16 protein-coding genes are annotated in these 16,117 nt (G+C 74.3%); 8 read left to right on the top strand and 8 right to left on the bottom strand.

The window, feature by feature from the left end:
* Positions 1–2,214 (bottom strand): MMPL family transporter, encoded by a 2,214-nt coding sequence (locus CLV70_RS05715; protein ID WP_106125302.1) that lies wholly within the window; start codon positions 2,212–2,214, stop codon positions 1–3.
* Between the two features lie 142 nt (positions 2,215–2,356).
* Between CLV70_RS05715 and CLV70_RS05710 the strand changes: the two genes are divergently transcribed.
* Positions 2,357–4,060, top strand: a complete 1,704-nt coding sequence (locus CLV70_RS05710) for an SGNH/GDSL hydrolase family protein (protein ID WP_106125301.1) — start codon at positions 2,357–2,359, stop codon at positions 4,058–4,060.
* A gap of 8 nt (positions 4,061–4,068) precedes the next feature.
* Here the strand turns inward: CLV70_RS05710 and CLV70_RS05705 are convergent, their stop codons facing one another.
* From CLV70_RS05705 to CLV70_RS05695, 3 genes are all read right to left on the bottom strand, one after another.
* Positions 4,069–4,560 (bottom strand): hypothetical protein, encoded by a 492-nt coding sequence (locus CLV70_RS05705; RefSeq protein WP_106125300.1) that lies wholly within the window; start codon positions 4,558–4,560, stop codon positions 4,069–4,071.
* The gene (locus CLV70_RS05700; RefSeq protein ID WP_211303646.1) at positions 4,557–5,147 is read right to left on the bottom strand and encodes a CDP-alcohol phosphatidyltransferase family protein; all 591 of its coding nucleotides are present in this window, start codon (positions 5,145–5,147) and stop codon (positions 4,557–4,559) included. The genes CLV70_RS05705 and CLV70_RS05700 overlap by 4 nt, the downstream gene beginning before the upstream one ends.
* A 293-nt stretch (positions 5,148–5,440) precedes the next feature.
* Complete coding sequence (locus CLV70_RS05695) at positions 5,441–6,025, bottom strand: TetR/AcrR family transcriptional regulator (RefSeq protein ID WP_106125299.1); 585 nt, start codon at positions 6,023–6,025, stop codon at positions 5,441–5,443.
* Between the two features lie 100 nt (positions 6,026–6,125).
* On the opposite strand from CLV70_RS05695, the gene CLV70_RS05690 reads away from it, so the two are divergent.
* From CLV70_RS05690 to dmpG, 5 genes are all read left to right on the top strand, one after another.
* Positions 6,126–6,851 (top strand): SDR family oxidoreductase, encoded by a 726-nt coding sequence (locus CLV70_RS05690; RefSeq protein ID WP_106125298.1) that lies wholly within the window; start codon positions 6,126–6,128, stop codon positions 6,849–6,851.
* Between the two features lie 73 nt (positions 6,852–6,924).
* Complete coding sequence (locus CLV70_RS05685; RefSeq protein WP_158277715.1) at positions 6,925–8,754, top strand: diguanylate cyclase domain-containing protein; 1,830 nt, start codon at positions 6,925–6,927, stop codon at positions 8,752–8,754.
* A 65-nt stretch (positions 8,755–8,819) separates the two neighbouring features.
* Positions 8,820–9,656 (top strand): 2-keto-4-pentenoate hydratase, encoded by an 837-nt coding sequence (locus CLV70_RS05680; protein ID WP_106125604.1) that lies wholly within the window; start codon positions 8,820–8,822, stop codon positions 9,654–9,656.
* Positions 9,653–10,579, top strand: a complete 927-nt coding sequence (locus tag CLV70_RS05675) for an acetaldehyde dehydrogenase (acetylating) (protein WP_170148573.1) — start codon at positions 9,653–9,655, stop codon at positions 10,577–10,579. The genes CLV70_RS05680 and CLV70_RS05675 overlap by 4 nt, the downstream gene beginning before the upstream one ends.
* Positions 10,576–11,586, top strand: a complete 1,011-nt coding sequence (gene dmpG, locus CLV70_RS05670) for a 4-hydroxy-2-oxovalerate aldolase (protein WP_106125295.1) — start codon at positions 10,576–10,578, stop codon at positions 11,584–11,586. The genes CLV70_RS05675 and dmpG overlap by 4 nt, the downstream gene beginning before the upstream one ends.
* 58 nt (positions 11,587–11,644) lie before the next feature.
* Here dmpG and CLV70_RS05665 read toward each other — a convergent pair whose 3' ends face one another.
* From CLV70_RS05665 to CLV70_RS05650, 4 genes are read right to left on the bottom strand one after another with little or no spacing between them, the layout of a single operon-like run.
* Entirely contained in the window at positions 11,645–12,586 is a 942-nt protein-coding gene (locus tag CLV70_RS05665; RefSeq protein ID WP_106125294.1) for a DODA-type extradiol aromatic ring-opening family dioxygenase, read from the bottom strand.
* Complete coding sequence (locus CLV70_RS05660; protein WP_106125293.1) at positions 12,583–13,461, bottom strand: alpha/beta fold hydrolase; 879 nt, start codon at positions 13,459–13,461, stop codon at positions 12,583–12,585. Before CLV70_RS05660 ends, CLV70_RS05665 begins: the two co-directional genes overlap by 4 nt.
* Complete coding sequence (locus CLV70_RS05655) at positions 13,454–13,963, bottom strand: cupin domain-containing protein (protein WP_106125292.1); 510 nt, start codon at positions 13,961–13,963, stop codon at positions 13,454–13,456. Before CLV70_RS05655 ends, CLV70_RS05660 begins: the two co-directional genes overlap by 8 nt.
* Positions 13,963–14,739 (bottom strand): SDR family oxidoreductase, encoded by a 777-nt coding sequence (locus tag CLV70_RS05650; protein ID WP_106125603.1) that lies wholly within the window; start codon positions 14,737–14,739, stop codon positions 13,963–13,965. Before CLV70_RS05650 ends, CLV70_RS05655 begins: the two co-directional genes overlap by 1 nt.
* Positions 14,740–14,803: 64 nt before the next feature.
* On the opposite strand from CLV70_RS05650, the gene CLV70_RS05645 reads away from it, so the two are divergent.
* Positions 14,804–15,559, top strand: coding sequence for an IclR family transcriptional regulator (locus CLV70_RS05645; RefSeq protein ID WP_106125291.1), 756 nt, complete (start codon positions 14,804–14,806; stop codon positions 15,557–15,559).
* Positions 15,560–15,652: 93 nt separating this feature from the next.
* Positions 15,653–16,117, top strand: a complete 465-nt coding sequence (locus CLV70_RS05640; RefSeq protein ID WP_211303645.1) for a cupin domain-containing protein — start codon at positions 15,653–15,655, stop codon at positions 16,115–16,117.

Below are 16,117 nucleotides of genomic sequence, written 5' to 3'. Positions count from 1 at the left end.
TCAGCGCGACGCGTCGGCCAGTTCCCCGCCGGGACCGGCCGGGGTCGTGGCCGTGCCGCCGGCCTCCCCCGGGCCGTCCTGATCGCCCTCGACGCTGAAGTGCGGAAGAGCCCGGTCCAGCGGGTGGGGCAACCACCAGTTCGCCCGGCCGAACAGGTGCATCAGCGCCGGCACCAGGATGCTGCGGATGAGGAACGCGTCGATCGCGACCGCTGCCGCGAGCCCGATGCCGAACTCGGAGATCACCCGTTCGCCGCCGAGCACGAAGGCGCCGAACACAAAGATCATGATCAGCGCCGCGGCGACGATGACCCGGCCCGTCTCGCGCTGCCCGATCGAGACCGACCTCCCGTTGTCACGGGTGCGCTCCCATTCCTCGTGCATCCGGCTGACCAGGAAGACCTGATAGTCCATCGAGAGACCGAAGAGGATCGCCAGCATGATGACCGGGACGAACGACTCGACCGGTCCGGGACCGCCGAGGTCGAGCAGGCTCGAGCCCCAGCCCCACTGGAAGATCGCGACGATCACCCCGAACGAGGCGGCCGCGGCGAGCACGTTCATCACCGCCGCGGTGAGCGGCACGAGCACGCTGCGGAACGCGACCGTCAGCAGCAGGAAGCCGAGGGCGATGACCACGACGAGGAACAGCGGCAGCTTGTCGGACAGCACCGTCGCGAAGTCCTGGAAGATCGCGGTCGCCCCGCCGACGTACACCCGCAGGGAGGTCCCGTTCTCGGCGGCCGGGATCACCTCCTCGCGCAGCCGATCGATCAGCTCGGTGGTGCCCGCGTCCTGCGGCGCCGTCGTCGGGATCACCATCGCGACGGCCACCTTCGCGCCGGGCTCGGCGGGTAGCGCGGCGACCGCGGCGACCCCGTCGACCGTCTTCACCTTCTCGAGCAGTTGCTCCAGCGCCCGGCCGTCGGCGGCGGAACCGAGCTCGGCGACCAGCTGCAGCGGTCCGTTGAAACCCGGGCCGAACCCGTCGGCGAGCAGATCGTACGCGGCGCGCGTGGTGGTGCCGGCCTGGTCGTTACCGGCGTCCGAGGCGCCCAGCCGGACGGAGAAGGCCGGGATCGCCAGCACCGCGATCACGATCAGCGCGACGGCGCCGAGCACGGCCCTGCGCCGCTGGACGAGAGCCGCCCAGCGCGCCCCGGACGCGCTCTCCGGCCGGGGCGTGCCCGCGGCCCGCGCCCGCCGTTCCGCGCGGCGCAGCACCCGGGTCCCGGCGAAGCCGAGCATCGCGGGCAGCAGGGTCAGTGCGGACAACAGGGTGAACAGAACGACCACGGCCGCGCCGACACCCATGCCGGTCAGCAGATTCAGCCGGAGCACCAGCAGCCCGAGCAGCGCGATGATCACCGTGCCGCCGGCGAAGAGCACGGCGCGTCCGGAGGTGTTGATCGCGCGGACGGTGGCCTCCTCCGGCGAGAGGCCCGCGCGCAGGCCGCCGCGGTATCTGGTCACGATGAACAACGCGTAGTCGATGCCCACGCCCAGGCCGATCAGCGCGGCGAGGGTCGGCGCGATGTCGCTCAAGGTGATCGGGTGCGAGAGGAGCCCGATCGTCATCAGACCGCCGCCGAGGCCGGCGATCGCGACGACCAGCGGCAGCAGCATCCCGATCAGCGAGCGGAAGAAGAGGAGGAGAACGATCCCGGCGGCGATGATGCCGATCAGTTCCGTGCTCCCCTGGGCCGGCTCGGTGGCGTTCTCGATCGCCGGCCCGGACAGCTCCACCCGCAGTCCCGGGCCGCGGGCCGCCTCGGCGGTGCTGATGACCTTGTCGACATCGGCCGGCGGCAGGTCTGGAGGAAGCGCGTTCATCTGCACCTCGGCATACGCGGTACGGCCGTCGGCGCTGATCTGGCCGGCGCCCTGTTCGGCGTACATGCTGGCGACCGAGGTGACCGACGGTATCTGTTCGACCCGCGCCAGCATCGCGGTGATCCTGGCGCGCACGGCGGGGTCGCGCACCGTGCCCCGGTCCACGTGGACGACGATCTGTTCGGTGTCACCGGACGATTCCGGCAGGGCGTCCTCGAGCAGCTCCAGGGCTCTGGTGGACTCCATTCCCGGCAGGCTGAAGTCGTCGGAATAGGTGCTCCCGGCGGCCGCATATCCGACCCCGAGGGCGATCAGCAGGGCCGTCCAGAGGCCGAGCACGGTGCGCCGGTGCGCAAAACACCAACGAGCGATCGCAGACATCTCTCCCCCTCATGAAACGAGGCAGGCTCGGCGCCGGCCACGACGGCACCGTAGCACGACCATGGTCGTCACGACCATGGTCGTCCACGGTCGCACGGGCTCCGACCCAGCATGCCGTAGAGTTCGACATTGACTCTTGTCGATGGCACTGGAGGGTTCGATGCGTACGCTGTCCCGCCTGCTCGCCGCGGCCCTGGCCGCGGCGGCCACGCTGCTCGTCCCCGCCACCGCGCACGCCGCCCCGGTCACCGGGCGGCCGGTCCGGATCATGCCGCTCGGCGACTCCATCACCTGGGGCGAGGGGTCGAGCACGACCTCCAGCTACCGCGCGGACCTGTGGCAGCGCCTGACCGGCGGCGCCGGGCTCGCCGTCGACTACGTCGGCAGCGCGCGGTCCGGATCGCTGCCGGACACCGACAACGAGGGCCACTCCGGCTGGCGCATCGACCAGATCATCGCCTCCGTCGACGGCTGGCTCGCCACCGCCCGGCCCGACGTCGTGCTGCTGCACATCGGCACCAACGACATGAACCAGAACTACGAGGTGGCCTCCGCGCCGGCGCGGCTCGGCACGCTGCTCGACCGGATCCACGCCGGCGCGCCGTCCGCGGTGGTGCTGGTGGCGCAGATCGTCCCCGCCCTGGACGCCACGATCGACGCGCGGGTCGACAGCTTCAACGCGGCGGTGCCGCCGGTGCTGGCGTCGCGCGCGTACGCCCGGCTGGTCGACCTCAACACCACGATCACGACCGCCGACATGAGGGACACGCTGCACCCCGGCGACGCGGGCTACACGAAGATGGCCGACCTCTGGTACGCCGCGCTGGAGGCTGAACTCGGCGGGGGCCGGGACTGGCCGCTGCTGCGTACCGGGCTGGAACCGGGCGAGACCGCGACCACCTGGACGGACACCGCCGAAGCCGCCGTGAACGTGGGCGGCTACCAGGCGAACCTGGCCGGGATGGAGACCGGGCCCCGCGCCGAGACCTCCCGCGGCGGGGCGAACGCGCTGATGTACTCCGGCAACGACCTCAGCGCGAGCGGCTCCTACTCGTACATGCGGGTCTTCGACACCCACCTGCGGCTCTCCGCCGCCTCGGTCCTCACGTACTGGATCTACCCGCAGCAGGCCAACGGCACGTACGTGGCCGTCGACCTGAGCTTCACCGACGGCACCAGCCTGCGCGACTCCGGCGCCGCCGACCAGTACGGGGTCCGCGCCCACCCGCAGTTCCAGGGCGAGGGTGGCCGCCTCGCGGTGAACAGGTGGAACCTCGTCCGCGTCAACCTCGGCGCCCTCGCCGGCCGCACGGTCGACCGGGTCCACCTCGGCTACGACCAGCCCGCCGGCACGGGCCCCTTCCGCGGCTACGTCGACGACCTCGCGGTCACCGGCAGCACCCGCCAGGCCGCCGACCCGGCCGCCGCCGTCAACCTCGCCCTCAAGCACCCGGCGACGGCGAGCCCGGCCTGCGCCCCGGCCGAGGACGCGGCCAGGGCCGCCGACGGCGCCACCGCCGGCAACAGCAAATGGTGTACGGGCACCAGCGGCGCGACCTGGCAGACCGACCTCGGCGCCGCCACCACCGTCCGCACGGTCGTCGTCCGCCACGCCTCGTCCGGCGGCGAACAGAACGCCTGGAACACCCGCGCCTACCGCATCCAGACCAGCACCGACGCCACCACCTGGACCACCTTCGCCACGGTGACCGCCAACGCCGACGGCATCACGACGACCACGGCACCCCCGGCGACAGCCCGCCACGTACGCCTGGTGATCGACGCCGGCCAGCAGGACGGCGGCCCCACCGCCCGGATCTACGAGGTGGAGGTCTACAGCGCCTGACTGCGGGCTCAGTAGCCGGCGAGGCGGGGAGCGAGGGCGATCACCACGAAGCGGATCGCGCGGCCCAGGAAGCAGGTCGCCGCGAAGACCAGCGGGTGCATCGGGGCGCGGGCCAGGTAGACGCTGACCGCCAGCAGGGGCGGGACGCCGGCGGCGGCGCTGAGCAGGAGCATCGCGGCGGCCTGGCGGGGGCGGTCCAGCAGGCGGACGAGCCCGGCGCCGGCCGCCCTCGGACGGGCGAGCAGGGTGCCCAGCCGGCCCGGTGGCCGCGGGGCGGGACGCGGGCGGCGGGTGAGGCGGCGCCGCAGCCAGGGTGAGTGGATCGCTCCGCGCGTACCCAGGAAGATCAGGACCTTGCCCACGGTCTCGGCGGCCAGGCCGAGGGCGAACGGCGGCGTGCCGGTCGTGGCCACGGCGGCGATCAGGTACGGCTCGGCCGGGGTGAACGGGAGGAAGGCCGACAGGAGTCCGACGGCCGACGCCGCCAGGACCGCGATCATGGCCGGGTTCGCGGCAGGTCCGCCGGGAGCCGGGCGGCGGCGGCGAGCGAGACGACCTTCACGGCGGCGACAGCGGCGGCGAAGGTGACAGCCACGGCCACCGGCGCGACGAGGGCCAGGAGGACCACGGGGGCGGTGCTCAGCGCCTTGGCCGGCGGGGACCAGTTCCAGCGGTGGATGCGGCGGTCGACCCGGGCGAAGTGGTTGGGGCTCAGCAGCGGCCAGCGCAGGAACATCAGGCTGAGCAACTGGTCGATCACCATGAACTGGACGAGGAACACCGCCATCGGCAGGGCCGTGCCGGGGCGCAGCGCGACCAGGGCGGCGGCGCAGGCCGAGGTGCAGGCGCGGTCGGCCACGATGTCGAAGACCGCGCCCGCGCGGGTCTCCTGGCCCAGAGCCCGGGCGGTGAGGCCGTCCAGGATGTCGCCGGCCCAGTAGATCGCGTACGCGGCGACGAGCAGGGGCGCGCTGCGCTGGGTCAGGGCCGCCACGGCCAACGCGACGGAGCAGGCCGTCCGTACGGCGGTGATCGCGTTGGGGACGTTGAGCAGCGTGACCGGCGGGCTGAGGCCGAGGGCGGTCATTCGGCACCCTTCAGGAGACGTACGCGCGCCCGCCGGTCAGCGCCGCGAGCACCCGCAGCCGGTGCGGACTGGCCAGCGTGGCGAGGACCTCGACCAGTGAAAGCGGAACCGTCAACTCCGGCCGCCCGGCGGGTCAAGGGGCCGGCCGCCGGCCTGGCGCCGCAGGGTCACGTCAGCGAGGCCGAACCGGGCCGGCTGCGTACCGTCGAAGGGTGTGGCCGGACTTCCCGGCCCGACCTCGCAGCGCGCGACGGCGACCGGCATCCGATCGCGCGGACCGCGGCGGGTGGGGGTCAGCGCGGGGCGGCCAGGCGGCGGGCCGCCTCCACCACGAAGGCGCGGCGGCGGGCGCGTTCACCAGGGTCGGCGGGGTCGGCTCCGGTGATCATCGCGGCGAGCTGGGGGACCGTCTGCCACCAGGCGGCGAGGGCGATCAGGGCGAAGACCAGGTGGGCCGGGTCCGCGGCGGGGTCCAGGCGGCCCTCGCGCTGGGCGCGGGCCACCAGGTCCACCTTGTCGCGGTAGCGGGCGGTGCGCTCGGCGGCGCGGGCGGCCGGGGCCCGGGTCAGGCCCTCCCATTGCAGGAGGCGGGCCAGTTCGGGGTGGGCGGCGTGGTAGTCGTACGTCGCGCCGGCGAAGTCGCCGATGTCGCCGTCGTCGCGCACGCCGACCGCGGCGGCGAGCCGGTCGAGTTCGTCGGCGAGCACGACCTCCCAGAGGGCGTTCTTGTCGCCGTAGTAGCTGTAGAGACGTTCCTTGTTGATGCCGGCGCGGGCGGCGATCCGGGTCATCGTCGTGCCGTCGAGGCCGTGCTCGGCGAATTCCGCGGTCGCGGCCTCCTTGAGCCGTCGCCGCGTTCCCTCGGTGTCCCACGCCATCGGCTCATCCTACAAATTCCAACGGCAGCGTTGCAGTTCCTCCGGGCGCGCCCTACGGTGGACATCTCCAACGGCACCGTTGGAGATGGGAGGAGACGTCATGGAGTCACCGGGCACGGCGCTGGTCACCGGGGCGAACAGCGGCATCGGCAGGGAGGTGGCCCGGCAACTGCTCGCCCGCGGGCTGACCGTGTACGCCTCGGCCCGCGACCCGGAACGCGGGCGCGCCGCCGTCGACGAGCTCGGCGCCGGCGCCCGCCCGCTCGTCCTGGACGTGACGGACGAGAAGTCGATCGCCGCCGCCGCGGAGCGGGTCGGGGAGCTCGACGTGCTGGTCAACAACGCGGGCATCGCCGACGCCGGCCGGCCCGCCCCCGACCTGGACGTGGACACGCTGCGCCGGGTCTACGAGACCAACGTCTTCGGGGTCCTCGCCGTCACCAACGCCTTCCTGCCGGCCCTGCGCCGCTCGCCGCACCCGCGCATCGTCAACGTGTCCAGCGGCACCGGGTCTCTGGCCTGGAGCACCGGGCCGAACCCGCAGTTCGACCACGCGATGAGCGGCGGGCTCGCGGCGGCGTACCGGTCGTCGAAGACCGCGCTGAACGCGCTCACCGTCTACTACGCGCAGGCGCTGGCCGCCGAGAAGATCAAGGTGAACGCCCTCGCACCCGGGCTGCGGGCCACCAACCTCACCCCCCGCGCCACCGAGCTGGGCGGCGATCCGGGCGAGGCGGCGGCGGAGGCCGTACGGCTGGCGCTGCTGGCGGACGACGGCCCGAGCGGCGGCTTCTTCTCGTGGGACGGCACGCCCGCACCCTGGTGATCACGGGTCCGCTCAGGTCCGAGCGGCACCGGCCGATCATGACGGCGCCATGCACAGACATACGTTCGGGGTCGTGTCGCCCTTCGTCGGGGGCGACTACTACGGCGCCATCATCTCGGGCATCGCCGCCGCCGCGGCGGCCGGCGGCGACCGGATCATGGCGGTGCAGACGCTGGACCCCGGTTCGCACAGCGCGGACCGGGCCGGCGTGCCCGACTTCCGCTACGCCGTGGCGCGGCGGCACCTGGCGGGGCTCGTCGTGCTGCCCGGCGCGGTGCCGCCCGGCTACGCGCGGCGGGCCCGGCAGGCCGGCATGCCCGTGATCTACGTGGGCGAGGACGCCACCGGCCACGACTGCTCGTCCGTGCTGGTCGACAACCGCAGCGGCGTCCGCGAGGCCGTGGCCCACCTCGTGGAGCACGGCCACCGGCGGATCGCCTTCGCCGGCAACCTGGCCCACTTCGACCTGCGGGAACGGTACGAGGGCTACCTCGAAGGGCTGCGCGCCGCCGGGCTCACGCCGCAGACGAGCCTGCTGTACGAGACCGACGACAACCACGAGAGCGGCGGCGCGGCGGTCGCCGACGCCCTCATCCGGGCGCGGATGCCCGCGACGGCCATCGTGCTGGGCACCGACCGCAACGCCATCGGCCTCGCCGGACGCCTCGCCGCCGCGGGGTACGCGGTCCCGGGCGACATGGCAGTGGCCGGCTTCGACGACATCGCGGACGCCACCTTCGCCCGTCCCGGCATCTCCACCGTGCGGCAGCCACTCGACGACGTCGGCGCGGCCGTCTACGAGCTGATGCTGGAGCTGCAGCGGGACGCCGATCCGGCACCCGTGCTGCGGCACGTGCCCACGACCTTCGTCGCGCGCGCCTCGTGCGGCTGCGGCGACGGCAGCCTGCCGGTGTCCGAGGAGGCGACGCGGGCGCTGTTCGGCCAGGTCCAGTACCTCCAGGAGACCCTCAACATCCAGCACCAGCTCGGCATCGAGCTGCTCGGCGCGCACGACCGGGATCCGCGTACGCTCGCCTGGCTCGGCAGCACCCCGGCGATCGGCGGCAGCCTCGGGCTGTGGACGGAGCCGGACCCGGACCGCGACGACCCGCCGCTCGACGTCGTCGGCGAGTACGGTGGCACCGGCGCCGGCCGCCTCGCCGGCTCCACCCCGGCGAGCGAGTTCCCGCCGCCGTGGCTGTTCGAGCTGGCCGACGCGGAACCCGGCAACGCGGTCTTCGTGGTGCCCGTCCGCGGCGGCGCCCGCGACTGGGGCTTCCTGGCGGCGGTGGGGCGCATCCAGGCCACCACCCCGCCCGGCCGCGAGATGATGAACCAGTCCGGCGCGCTGCTCGCCGCGGCCCTGGAGCACCGGGCGATGGTGGCGGCCCTGCGCGAGAAGGAGGAGTCGCTGCGCAACGCGGCGCTCCACGACCACCTCACCGGCCTGCCGAACCGGGTGCTGCTCGAGGACCGGCTGAACCAGGCGCACCTGCGCGCCACCCGGCAGCCCGACCGCCGGTTCGCGGTGCTGCTGCTCGACCTCGACGGGTTCAAGGCGGTCAACGACTCGTACGGCCACGCCGCCGGCGACGAGCTGCTCGTCGAGGTGGCCGTCCGGCTGACCCGGCTGCTGCGCCGGTCCGACACCGTGGCCCGGCTCGGCGGCGACGAGTTCGTGGTGCTGCTCGACGGCGTCGCCGGCCCGCACGGGCACCAGCCGGTCTGCGACGGCATCACCGCCTCGATCGCCGAGCCGTTCGCCGTCGCCGGGCACAAGGTGCACGTCGGGGTCAGCATCGGCGTCGCGCTCTCCCGCGGCGACGGCACCCCGCCGGACCACCTGCTGCGCGAGGCCGACGCGGCGATGTACGAGGCCAAGTCGCTGACCCGGCGGCGCTGAGAAACCGTTCCACTGAGCGGAACACCGCGGTGGACCGGCGCGCGGCGGCCCGGCACCGTGGGGCCATGACGGCACCAGCTGTGAGTACCGCCGCGCGACGCCTGCTCGACGCGGCCCGTAGCGGGGTCCCGTGTCCCCCCGTCCGGGATCTGATCGGCGCGGACGACGTCGCGGCGTCCTACGCCGTGCAGCGGGAGGTCACCCGCGAGCGGCTGGCGGCCGGGGCGCGCGTCGTGGGCTGGAAGGTCGGCCTGACCTCGGCGGCGGTCCAGCGCCAGCTCGGCGTCGGGCAGCCCGACTTCGGGATGCTCTTCGACGACATGGAGGCGAGCAGCACGGGCGAGGTCGACACGGCGCGACTGTTGCAGCCCCGGATCGAGGCGGAGATCGCGTTCGTGCTGGGCGCGCGGCTCGACGGTCCCGGCGAGTTCACCCCGGACCGGGTACGCGCCGCGGTGGCGTACCAGGTGGCGGCGCTGGAGGTCGTGGACAGCCGGATCGCGGGCTGGGACATCTCGATCGCGGACACCGTGGCCGACAACGCGTCGAGCGGGATGTTCGTGCTCGGCCGGCGGCAGGCGACGCCGGCGGCGGTGCCACCGGTGGCGACGGTGATGGAGCTGACCCGTGACGGCGAGGTCGTGTCGAAGGGCTCGGGCGCCGCCTGCCTCGGCGATCCGCTGGCCGCGCTGGCCTGGCTCGCCGGCGTGGCGCGCGACGCCGGCGAGCCGCTGCGGGCGGGCCAGGTGGTGCTGTCCGGGGCGCTCGGGCCGATGGTCCCGCTCGTGGCGGGCGCGACCTACACCGCGACGGTGACGGGCCTCGGCGCGGTGACCGCGCACGCCCGGCGCGGCGTGAACGGGGACCGGGGCGACGACGCGGCACGGACGGAGACGGCATGAGGGTGGCGGTGATCGGGCCGGGCAACATCGGCACCGACCTGATGGTGAAGATCATGCGGGTGTCGGAGAGGCTGGAGATGGGGGCGATGGCCGGCATCGATCCGGCCTCCGACGGGCTCGCCCGCGCGGCGCGGTGGGGCGTCCCGGTCACGGCGGAGGGCGTCGACGGCCTGATCGCCCTGCCGGGCTTCGCGGACATCGGGATAGTCCTGGACGCCACGTCGGCGGCGGCACACCACGCGAACGCGGCGAGGCTGCGGCCGTACGGGAAAAGGTTGATCGATCTGACCCCGGCCGCCCTCGGACCGTTCGTGGTGCCGGCGGTGAACCTGCGCGACCATCTCGACGCCCCCGACGTGAACATGGTGACGTGCGGCGGGCAGGCGACGATCCCGGTCGTGGCGGCGATCTCCCGGATCACCCCCGTGCCGTACGCCGAGATCGTCGCGTCCATCGCCAGCCGCTCGGCCGGTCCGGGCACCCGGGCCAACATCGACGAGTTCACCGAGACGACCGCGCGGGCGATCGAGACGGTCGGCGGCGCGGGCCGGGGCAAGGCGGTCATCGTGCTGAACCCGGCCGAGCCGCCGCTGATCATGCGCGACACCGTGCTCGCCCTGATCACCGACCCGTCCCCCGCGGTGCACGAGGCGGTCCGCGCGTCGATCGCCGCGATGGTCGCCGACGTGGCCGCCTACGTGCCCGGCTACCGGCTGAAGCAGCGCGTCCAGGTGCATCCGGTGCCCGACGGCCGGAGCGTCGCCACCCTCGGCGCCGCCGGCGCCACCCACGTCGTGACGGTGTTCCTCGAGGTGGAGGGGGCCGCGCACTACCTGCCCGCGTACGCCGGCAACCTCGACATCATGACGTCGGCGGCGGTCCGCGTGGCCGAGGAGATCGCGGCGCGGGCGGTGCTCGCGTGACCCGCCGGCTGTACGTCCAGGACGTGACCCTGCGCGACGGGATGCACGCCGTCCAGCACCGGATCGACCCCGCCGGCGTGGCCCGCATCGCCGCCGCCCTGGACGCGGCCGGGGTGGACGCCATCGAGGTCGCGCACGGCGACGGCCTGGCCGGCGGCTCCCTCACGTACGGGCCGGGCAGCGCCGCCGACCGCGACTGGATCTCGGCCGCCGCGGCGGTGGTGACCCGCGCACGGCTCACCACGCTGCTGCTGCCCGGCATCGGCACGGTCCGCGACCTGCGGGAGGCGTACGCCCTGGGCGTCCGGTCGGTGCGGGTCGCGACCCACTGCACCGAGGCCGACGTGGCCGCCCAGCACATCGCCGCGGCCCGCGAGCTCGGCATGGACGTCTCCGGCTTCCTCATGATGAGCCACCTCGCGGAGCCGGGGCCGCTGGCCCGCCAGGCCGCGCTGATGGAGTCGTACGGCGCACACTGCGTCTACGTCACCGACTCCGGCGGCCGGCTGACGATGCGCGGCGTCCGCGAGCGGGTGCGGGCGTACGGGGACGTCCTCGGCCCGTCGACCGAGATCGGCATCCACGCCCACGAGAACCTGTCACTGTCGGTGGCGAACTCGGTGGCGGCGGTCGAGGAGGGCGCCTTCCGCGTCGACGCGTCGCTCGCCGGCCACGGCGCCGGCGCCGGCAACTGCCCCGTGGAACCGTTCATCGCCGTGGCCGACCTGGAGGGCTGGACCCACGGCTGCGACCTGTTCGCCCTCCAGGACGCGGCCGAGGACCTGGTCCGCCCGCTCCAGGACCGCCCGGTCCGGGTCGACCGCGAGACCCTGACCCTCGGGTACGCCGGCGTCTACTCGTCCTTCCTGCGCCACGCCGAGACGGCCGCCCGCCGCTACGGGGTGGACGTGCGCCCGATCCTGCTGGAGGCGGGGCGGCGCGGGCTGGTGGGCGGGCAGGAGGACATGCTCGTGGACATCGCCCTCGACCTCGCCGCCGGACGCTGAGAGCCGCCGGGGCCCGTGGGCCCCGGCGGCTCCTGCCGGTTCCGGTGCCGGCTCGGGCTCAATGCTCGGCGAGGTCGAAGGTGGTGCCGATGCCCATGCCGGTGATCCACTCCGGGACCGGTTCGTAGCTGGTCCAGCGCAGCGGTTCGCGGACCGCCGCGTGGCCGATCAGCCAGGTGCGGATCTCGTGGCCGCCGCTGCCCGCGACCTCCTCGAGCTTGTCGTGGCCGAGGTCCACGACGGGTTCGAGGTCGCCGGTGCCGAGCTGGCGCAGGAACCACCGGTCCCAGCCCGCGTTCACCGGGGCGTCCGGGTCTCCGGCCATCGCGCGGACGCGGGGCTCGCGGGCCGCGGCGAACGCGCGGGTGTCGCGGCGACCGTGGATGAGCGACGCGCGCTTGTCGCCGGCCACAGACGGGTCGCGGGGGTCGTTGGACGGCAGCCAGTGCGACAGGCCGCCGCTGGCCACGATCAGGACCCGGCCCGGCACGTCCGCCGCCCGGACCGCCGCGCCGAGGGCCTGGCCCAGGGCGACGCAGCGGCGCAGCGACGGCAGGGGCGGCGCGGCGGTGTTCACGACCAGCGGGACCAGCGGGACGCCGAGGCCGCCGGTGGCCATCTCGTAGCTCTGCACCACGCCGTGGTCGACGGTCAGCGAGTACGACAGGGACACGTCGAAGCCGCGGTCGGCCAGGCCGTCGCGGACCGCCCAGGCGAGGGCGGACGCGACCGGGAGCGGGCCGGCGGTGCTGCCGAAGTCGCCGAAGCCGACGGCCTCCTCGACGCCGAGCACGAAGGGCGGCATCTGGTCGTAGAAGTTGGCGTGGAAGTGGTCCGGGCCGATGACGACGACCGCGTCCGGGCGCAGCCGCCCCACCGCGGCGGCCACCCGGGCCGCGTCGGCGAGGAAGGTGCCGCCCGGTTCGCCCGGCGAGGCGGGCGGCAGCATCGTCGCGAACGGCGAGTGGGACATGCCGACGAGGCCGGCGATCTCGGTCATGTGGGGTCCTTCTCGAGCAGCAGGAAGTCGCGGTGGGCGCGCAGGAACTCCCCCGGCTTCTCCCACTGCGGCCAGTGCCCGGCGTCCTCGATGACGTGCAGCCGGGCGTCCGGCAGCCAGCCGAGCAGCAGCCGCGCCTCGTCCAGGCCGCCGGTGGGGTCGTGGTCGGTCCAGAGCAGCAGGGTGGTCGCGGTGATCCGGCCGACCCACCCGGGATCCCAGGCGTACGCGCGGCGCACCTCGGGGTCCTGCAGCACCAGCGTGTTGTCGATCGCGCGCAGGAAGCCGGGCCGGCTGTACACCGCCCGCCGCAGGTTCACCAGCTCGTCGGTGACCATCTCCTTGTGGTGGAAGAGGAACTCGACCCTGCGGCGTACGGTCGCATCGCTCGGATCCCGGACCGCGGCCAGCGTGCTCTCCCTGAGCCGCCGCATGACCTCGGCCTTGTTGGCGATGTTGCCCGGGGTGTTGAGCACCAGCCGGGCCACCCGGGCGGGGTGGTGCGCCGCGGTCCACGCCGCCACCCAGCCGCCCAGCGACTCCCCCGACAGGTGGGCGCGCTCGATGCCCAGCGCGTCCAGCAGCCCGAGGAGATGATCCGAGAGCACGTCGATCGTGTACGGGTGGTCCGGCAGCTCCGACCACCCGTGGCCGACCATGTCGTACGCGGTCACCCGGAAGTCCGCCGCCAGTCCCGCGATGTCCCGCGCGTACGCCTCCAGGTGCCCGCCGGTGCCGTGCAGCAGCACCAGATCCGGCCCCGCCCCCGCGCGCAGCACCCGGGTGCGCACCCCGCCCACCTCGACGTGCCGCAGCTCGTGATCGACGTCGGCGAGCTCACCCCAGATGCTGAGGTGCTCGGGCAGGTCACTCATGGGAGCCCTCCTCCTTGAACCGGGCGCGGGCCTCGTCGACCGTGGCCAGCCCGGCGCTCTGCCGGCGTTCCAGGCCGAGCAGCGCGAGCAGCCGGGAATTCTCGATGGTGAGGAACTCGACGGGTTCCTCGCCGGAGTCGTTGTAGTGCCGGTGCCACGTCCACGGCGGGGTGTAGACGAAGTCGCCGGTGGACCAGCTCTCCGTGTCGTCCTCCACCTCGGTGTGGCCGGTGCCGGAGATGACGTAGTGCACCGTCTCGTGGTGGTGCCGCTGCATGTCGGAGCTGAGCCCCGGCGGGATGGTCTGCCGGAAGATCTCCAGGGTGGTGGTCGGCAGCCGGCCGGCGATGCGCAGCTCGGTCGGGTTGTGCACCCGGTCGGCGGGCAGCCGTTCGAGTTCGGCGTCGTGCACCACGATCGGCCGCGCCGCGCCGGGCGGGACCGCGTCCGCGATGCTGCTCAGGAAGTCGCCCAGCCGGAAGCCGGGTCCGGAACGTGCCATCAGATCGTCTCCGTTCGTCCGCCGTCGACCGTCAGCACGGTCCCGTTCACGAAGCCGGCCGCCGCCGACGCGAGGAAGTCCACCGCCGCGGCGATCTCGGCGGGGTCGCCGGGGCGCCCGGCCGGCACGCTCGCCACGTCGGCGGCCTCGACGCCGGCCAGGGTCTCGCCGGTGCGCCGGGCGCGGGCCGCGAGCACCTCGTGCCGCCGGGCGGTGGCGGTCGGGCCCGGGGCCACGCAGTTCACGGTCACGCCGCGGTCGGCGTACTCGAGGGAGAGCAGTTTGGCGGCGGCCGTGACCGCCGCGCGCAGCACGACCGAGGCGGCCAGGTCGGGCTGCGGCTGCCGGACGGCCGTGGAGGTCACCACGATCACCCGGCCGAAGCCGCGGGCCGCCATCGCGGGCAGGGCCAGCCGCGCGTAGCGCAGCGGGCCGCGGACGAGCAGGTCGAAGGCGTCCAGCCACTGCCCGTCGCCGACGTCGAGGACGCGGCCCGGCGGCGGGCCACCGGCGTTGAGCACGAGCACGTCGAGCGCGCCGAACCGGCCGGTCACCTCGCCGACCGCCGCCTCGGCCGACGCCGGGTCGCGCAGGTCGGCGACCACCGGGTGCACCGGCCGGCCGGTGAGCCCGCTCAGCTCCGCGGCGGTGGCGGTGAGCGGCCCGGCGTGCCGTCCGGCGATCGCCACGCGGTGCCCGCTGCGGGCGAGGGCCTCGGCGGTCGCGCGGCCGATGCCGCCGGAGCCGCCGCCGACGAATGCGGTCCGAACCGTGATGGCGCACCTCCCGGCGATCGGGCAATTGCGGTTAGCCTGACCCGATGATCGCGGAGTACCAACGATGAGTCCCGCTGAGCGGGATACCGGCTCGGGCGGGCTGGAGCGCGCCGCGGCGATCCTCGCCGCGTTCGACGCGACCCACCGCGAGCTGACCCTGGCCGCGCTGGTCACCCGCAGCGGCCTGCCCCGGTCCACGACCCACCGCACCGCCGACCGGATGATCAAGCTGGGCTGGCTGGACAAGCCGGCCGGGCGCTACCGGATCGGCAACCGGCTCTTCGAGATCTCCGGCCTGGCGCCGATCCGGCACGAGCTGCGCGAGTCGGTGCTGCCGTTCCTGCACGACCTGCACGCCGCCACCCGCATCACGGTGCAGCTCGGCGTGCTCGACGGCAACCGGGTGCTGGTCGTCGAGAAGATCACCGGTCATCGCCCGATGCCGATGTTGTCGCAGGTCGGCGGCCGGATCCCGGCGCACTGCTCGGGGCTGGGCCGGGCCATCCTGGCGTACTGCGACGCCGCGACGGTGGACGCGGTGATCGCCGACGGGCTCGAGCCCCGGACGCCGCGCACCATCACCTCCGCCGCCGGGCTGCGGCGCGAGCTGGCCGCCATCCCGGACCGCGGCTGGGCGGTCGACCGCGAGGAGGGCAACATCGGCGTCAGCTGCGTCGCGGCGCCGGTCTTCGGCCCGCTCGGCGAGGTGGCCGCCGCCCTGTCGGTCACCGGCCCGACGGCGCTCGTGCGGGCCAATCTCGCCGGGCCCGCGGTGCGGCTGGCCGCGGCGGCGGCCTCCCGGGCGTACGCGCGTCGCTGACCCACATTGCGTCCCGGTCAGCGGGACGCCGCGTTGGCGCCGCCGCGGGACGCCGCTCAGGCTGTGAGCCGGACCACACATCAGGAGGTCAGGGTGAGTCTGGGCGGCGGATACAAGCTCGCGTCACGCGACGGCACGCAGATCCCGGCGATCGGGCTGGGCATCACGATGAAGACCGACGGCAAGTCGACCGGGGACGCGTACTCCCTCTTCGAGTACACGGTTCCCCCGGAGACCGACGGGCCGCCCGCGCACCTGCACACCCGCGAGGACGAGTCGTTCATGTGCCTGGCCGGCCGGCTCGACGTCCGGCTCGGCGGCGAGGACTTCGTGCTCGACCACGGCGACTACCTGTTCCTGCCGCGCAACGTCGTGCACACCTTCCGCAACCCGTACGCCGACGAGGCCCGCATCGTCTCGGTCGTCTCCCCCGCCGGGCTGGAGGCGTACTACCAGGCGCTCGGCGCACTGCCGCCGGGACCGAAGGACATCGGCAAGCTCCAGGCGATCATGGCCGACTTCGGCATCGAGCTCCAGCTCCCGCCCGGGGGGCACTGA

It is taken from the genome of Pseudosporangium ferrugineum, assembly GCF_003002065.1.
GTDB lineage: Bacteria > Actinomycetota > Actinomycetes > Mycobacteriales > Micromonosporaceae > Actinoplanes > Actinoplanes ferrugineus_A.
This window is presented reverse-complemented; position numbering and strand designations above follow the sequence as displayed.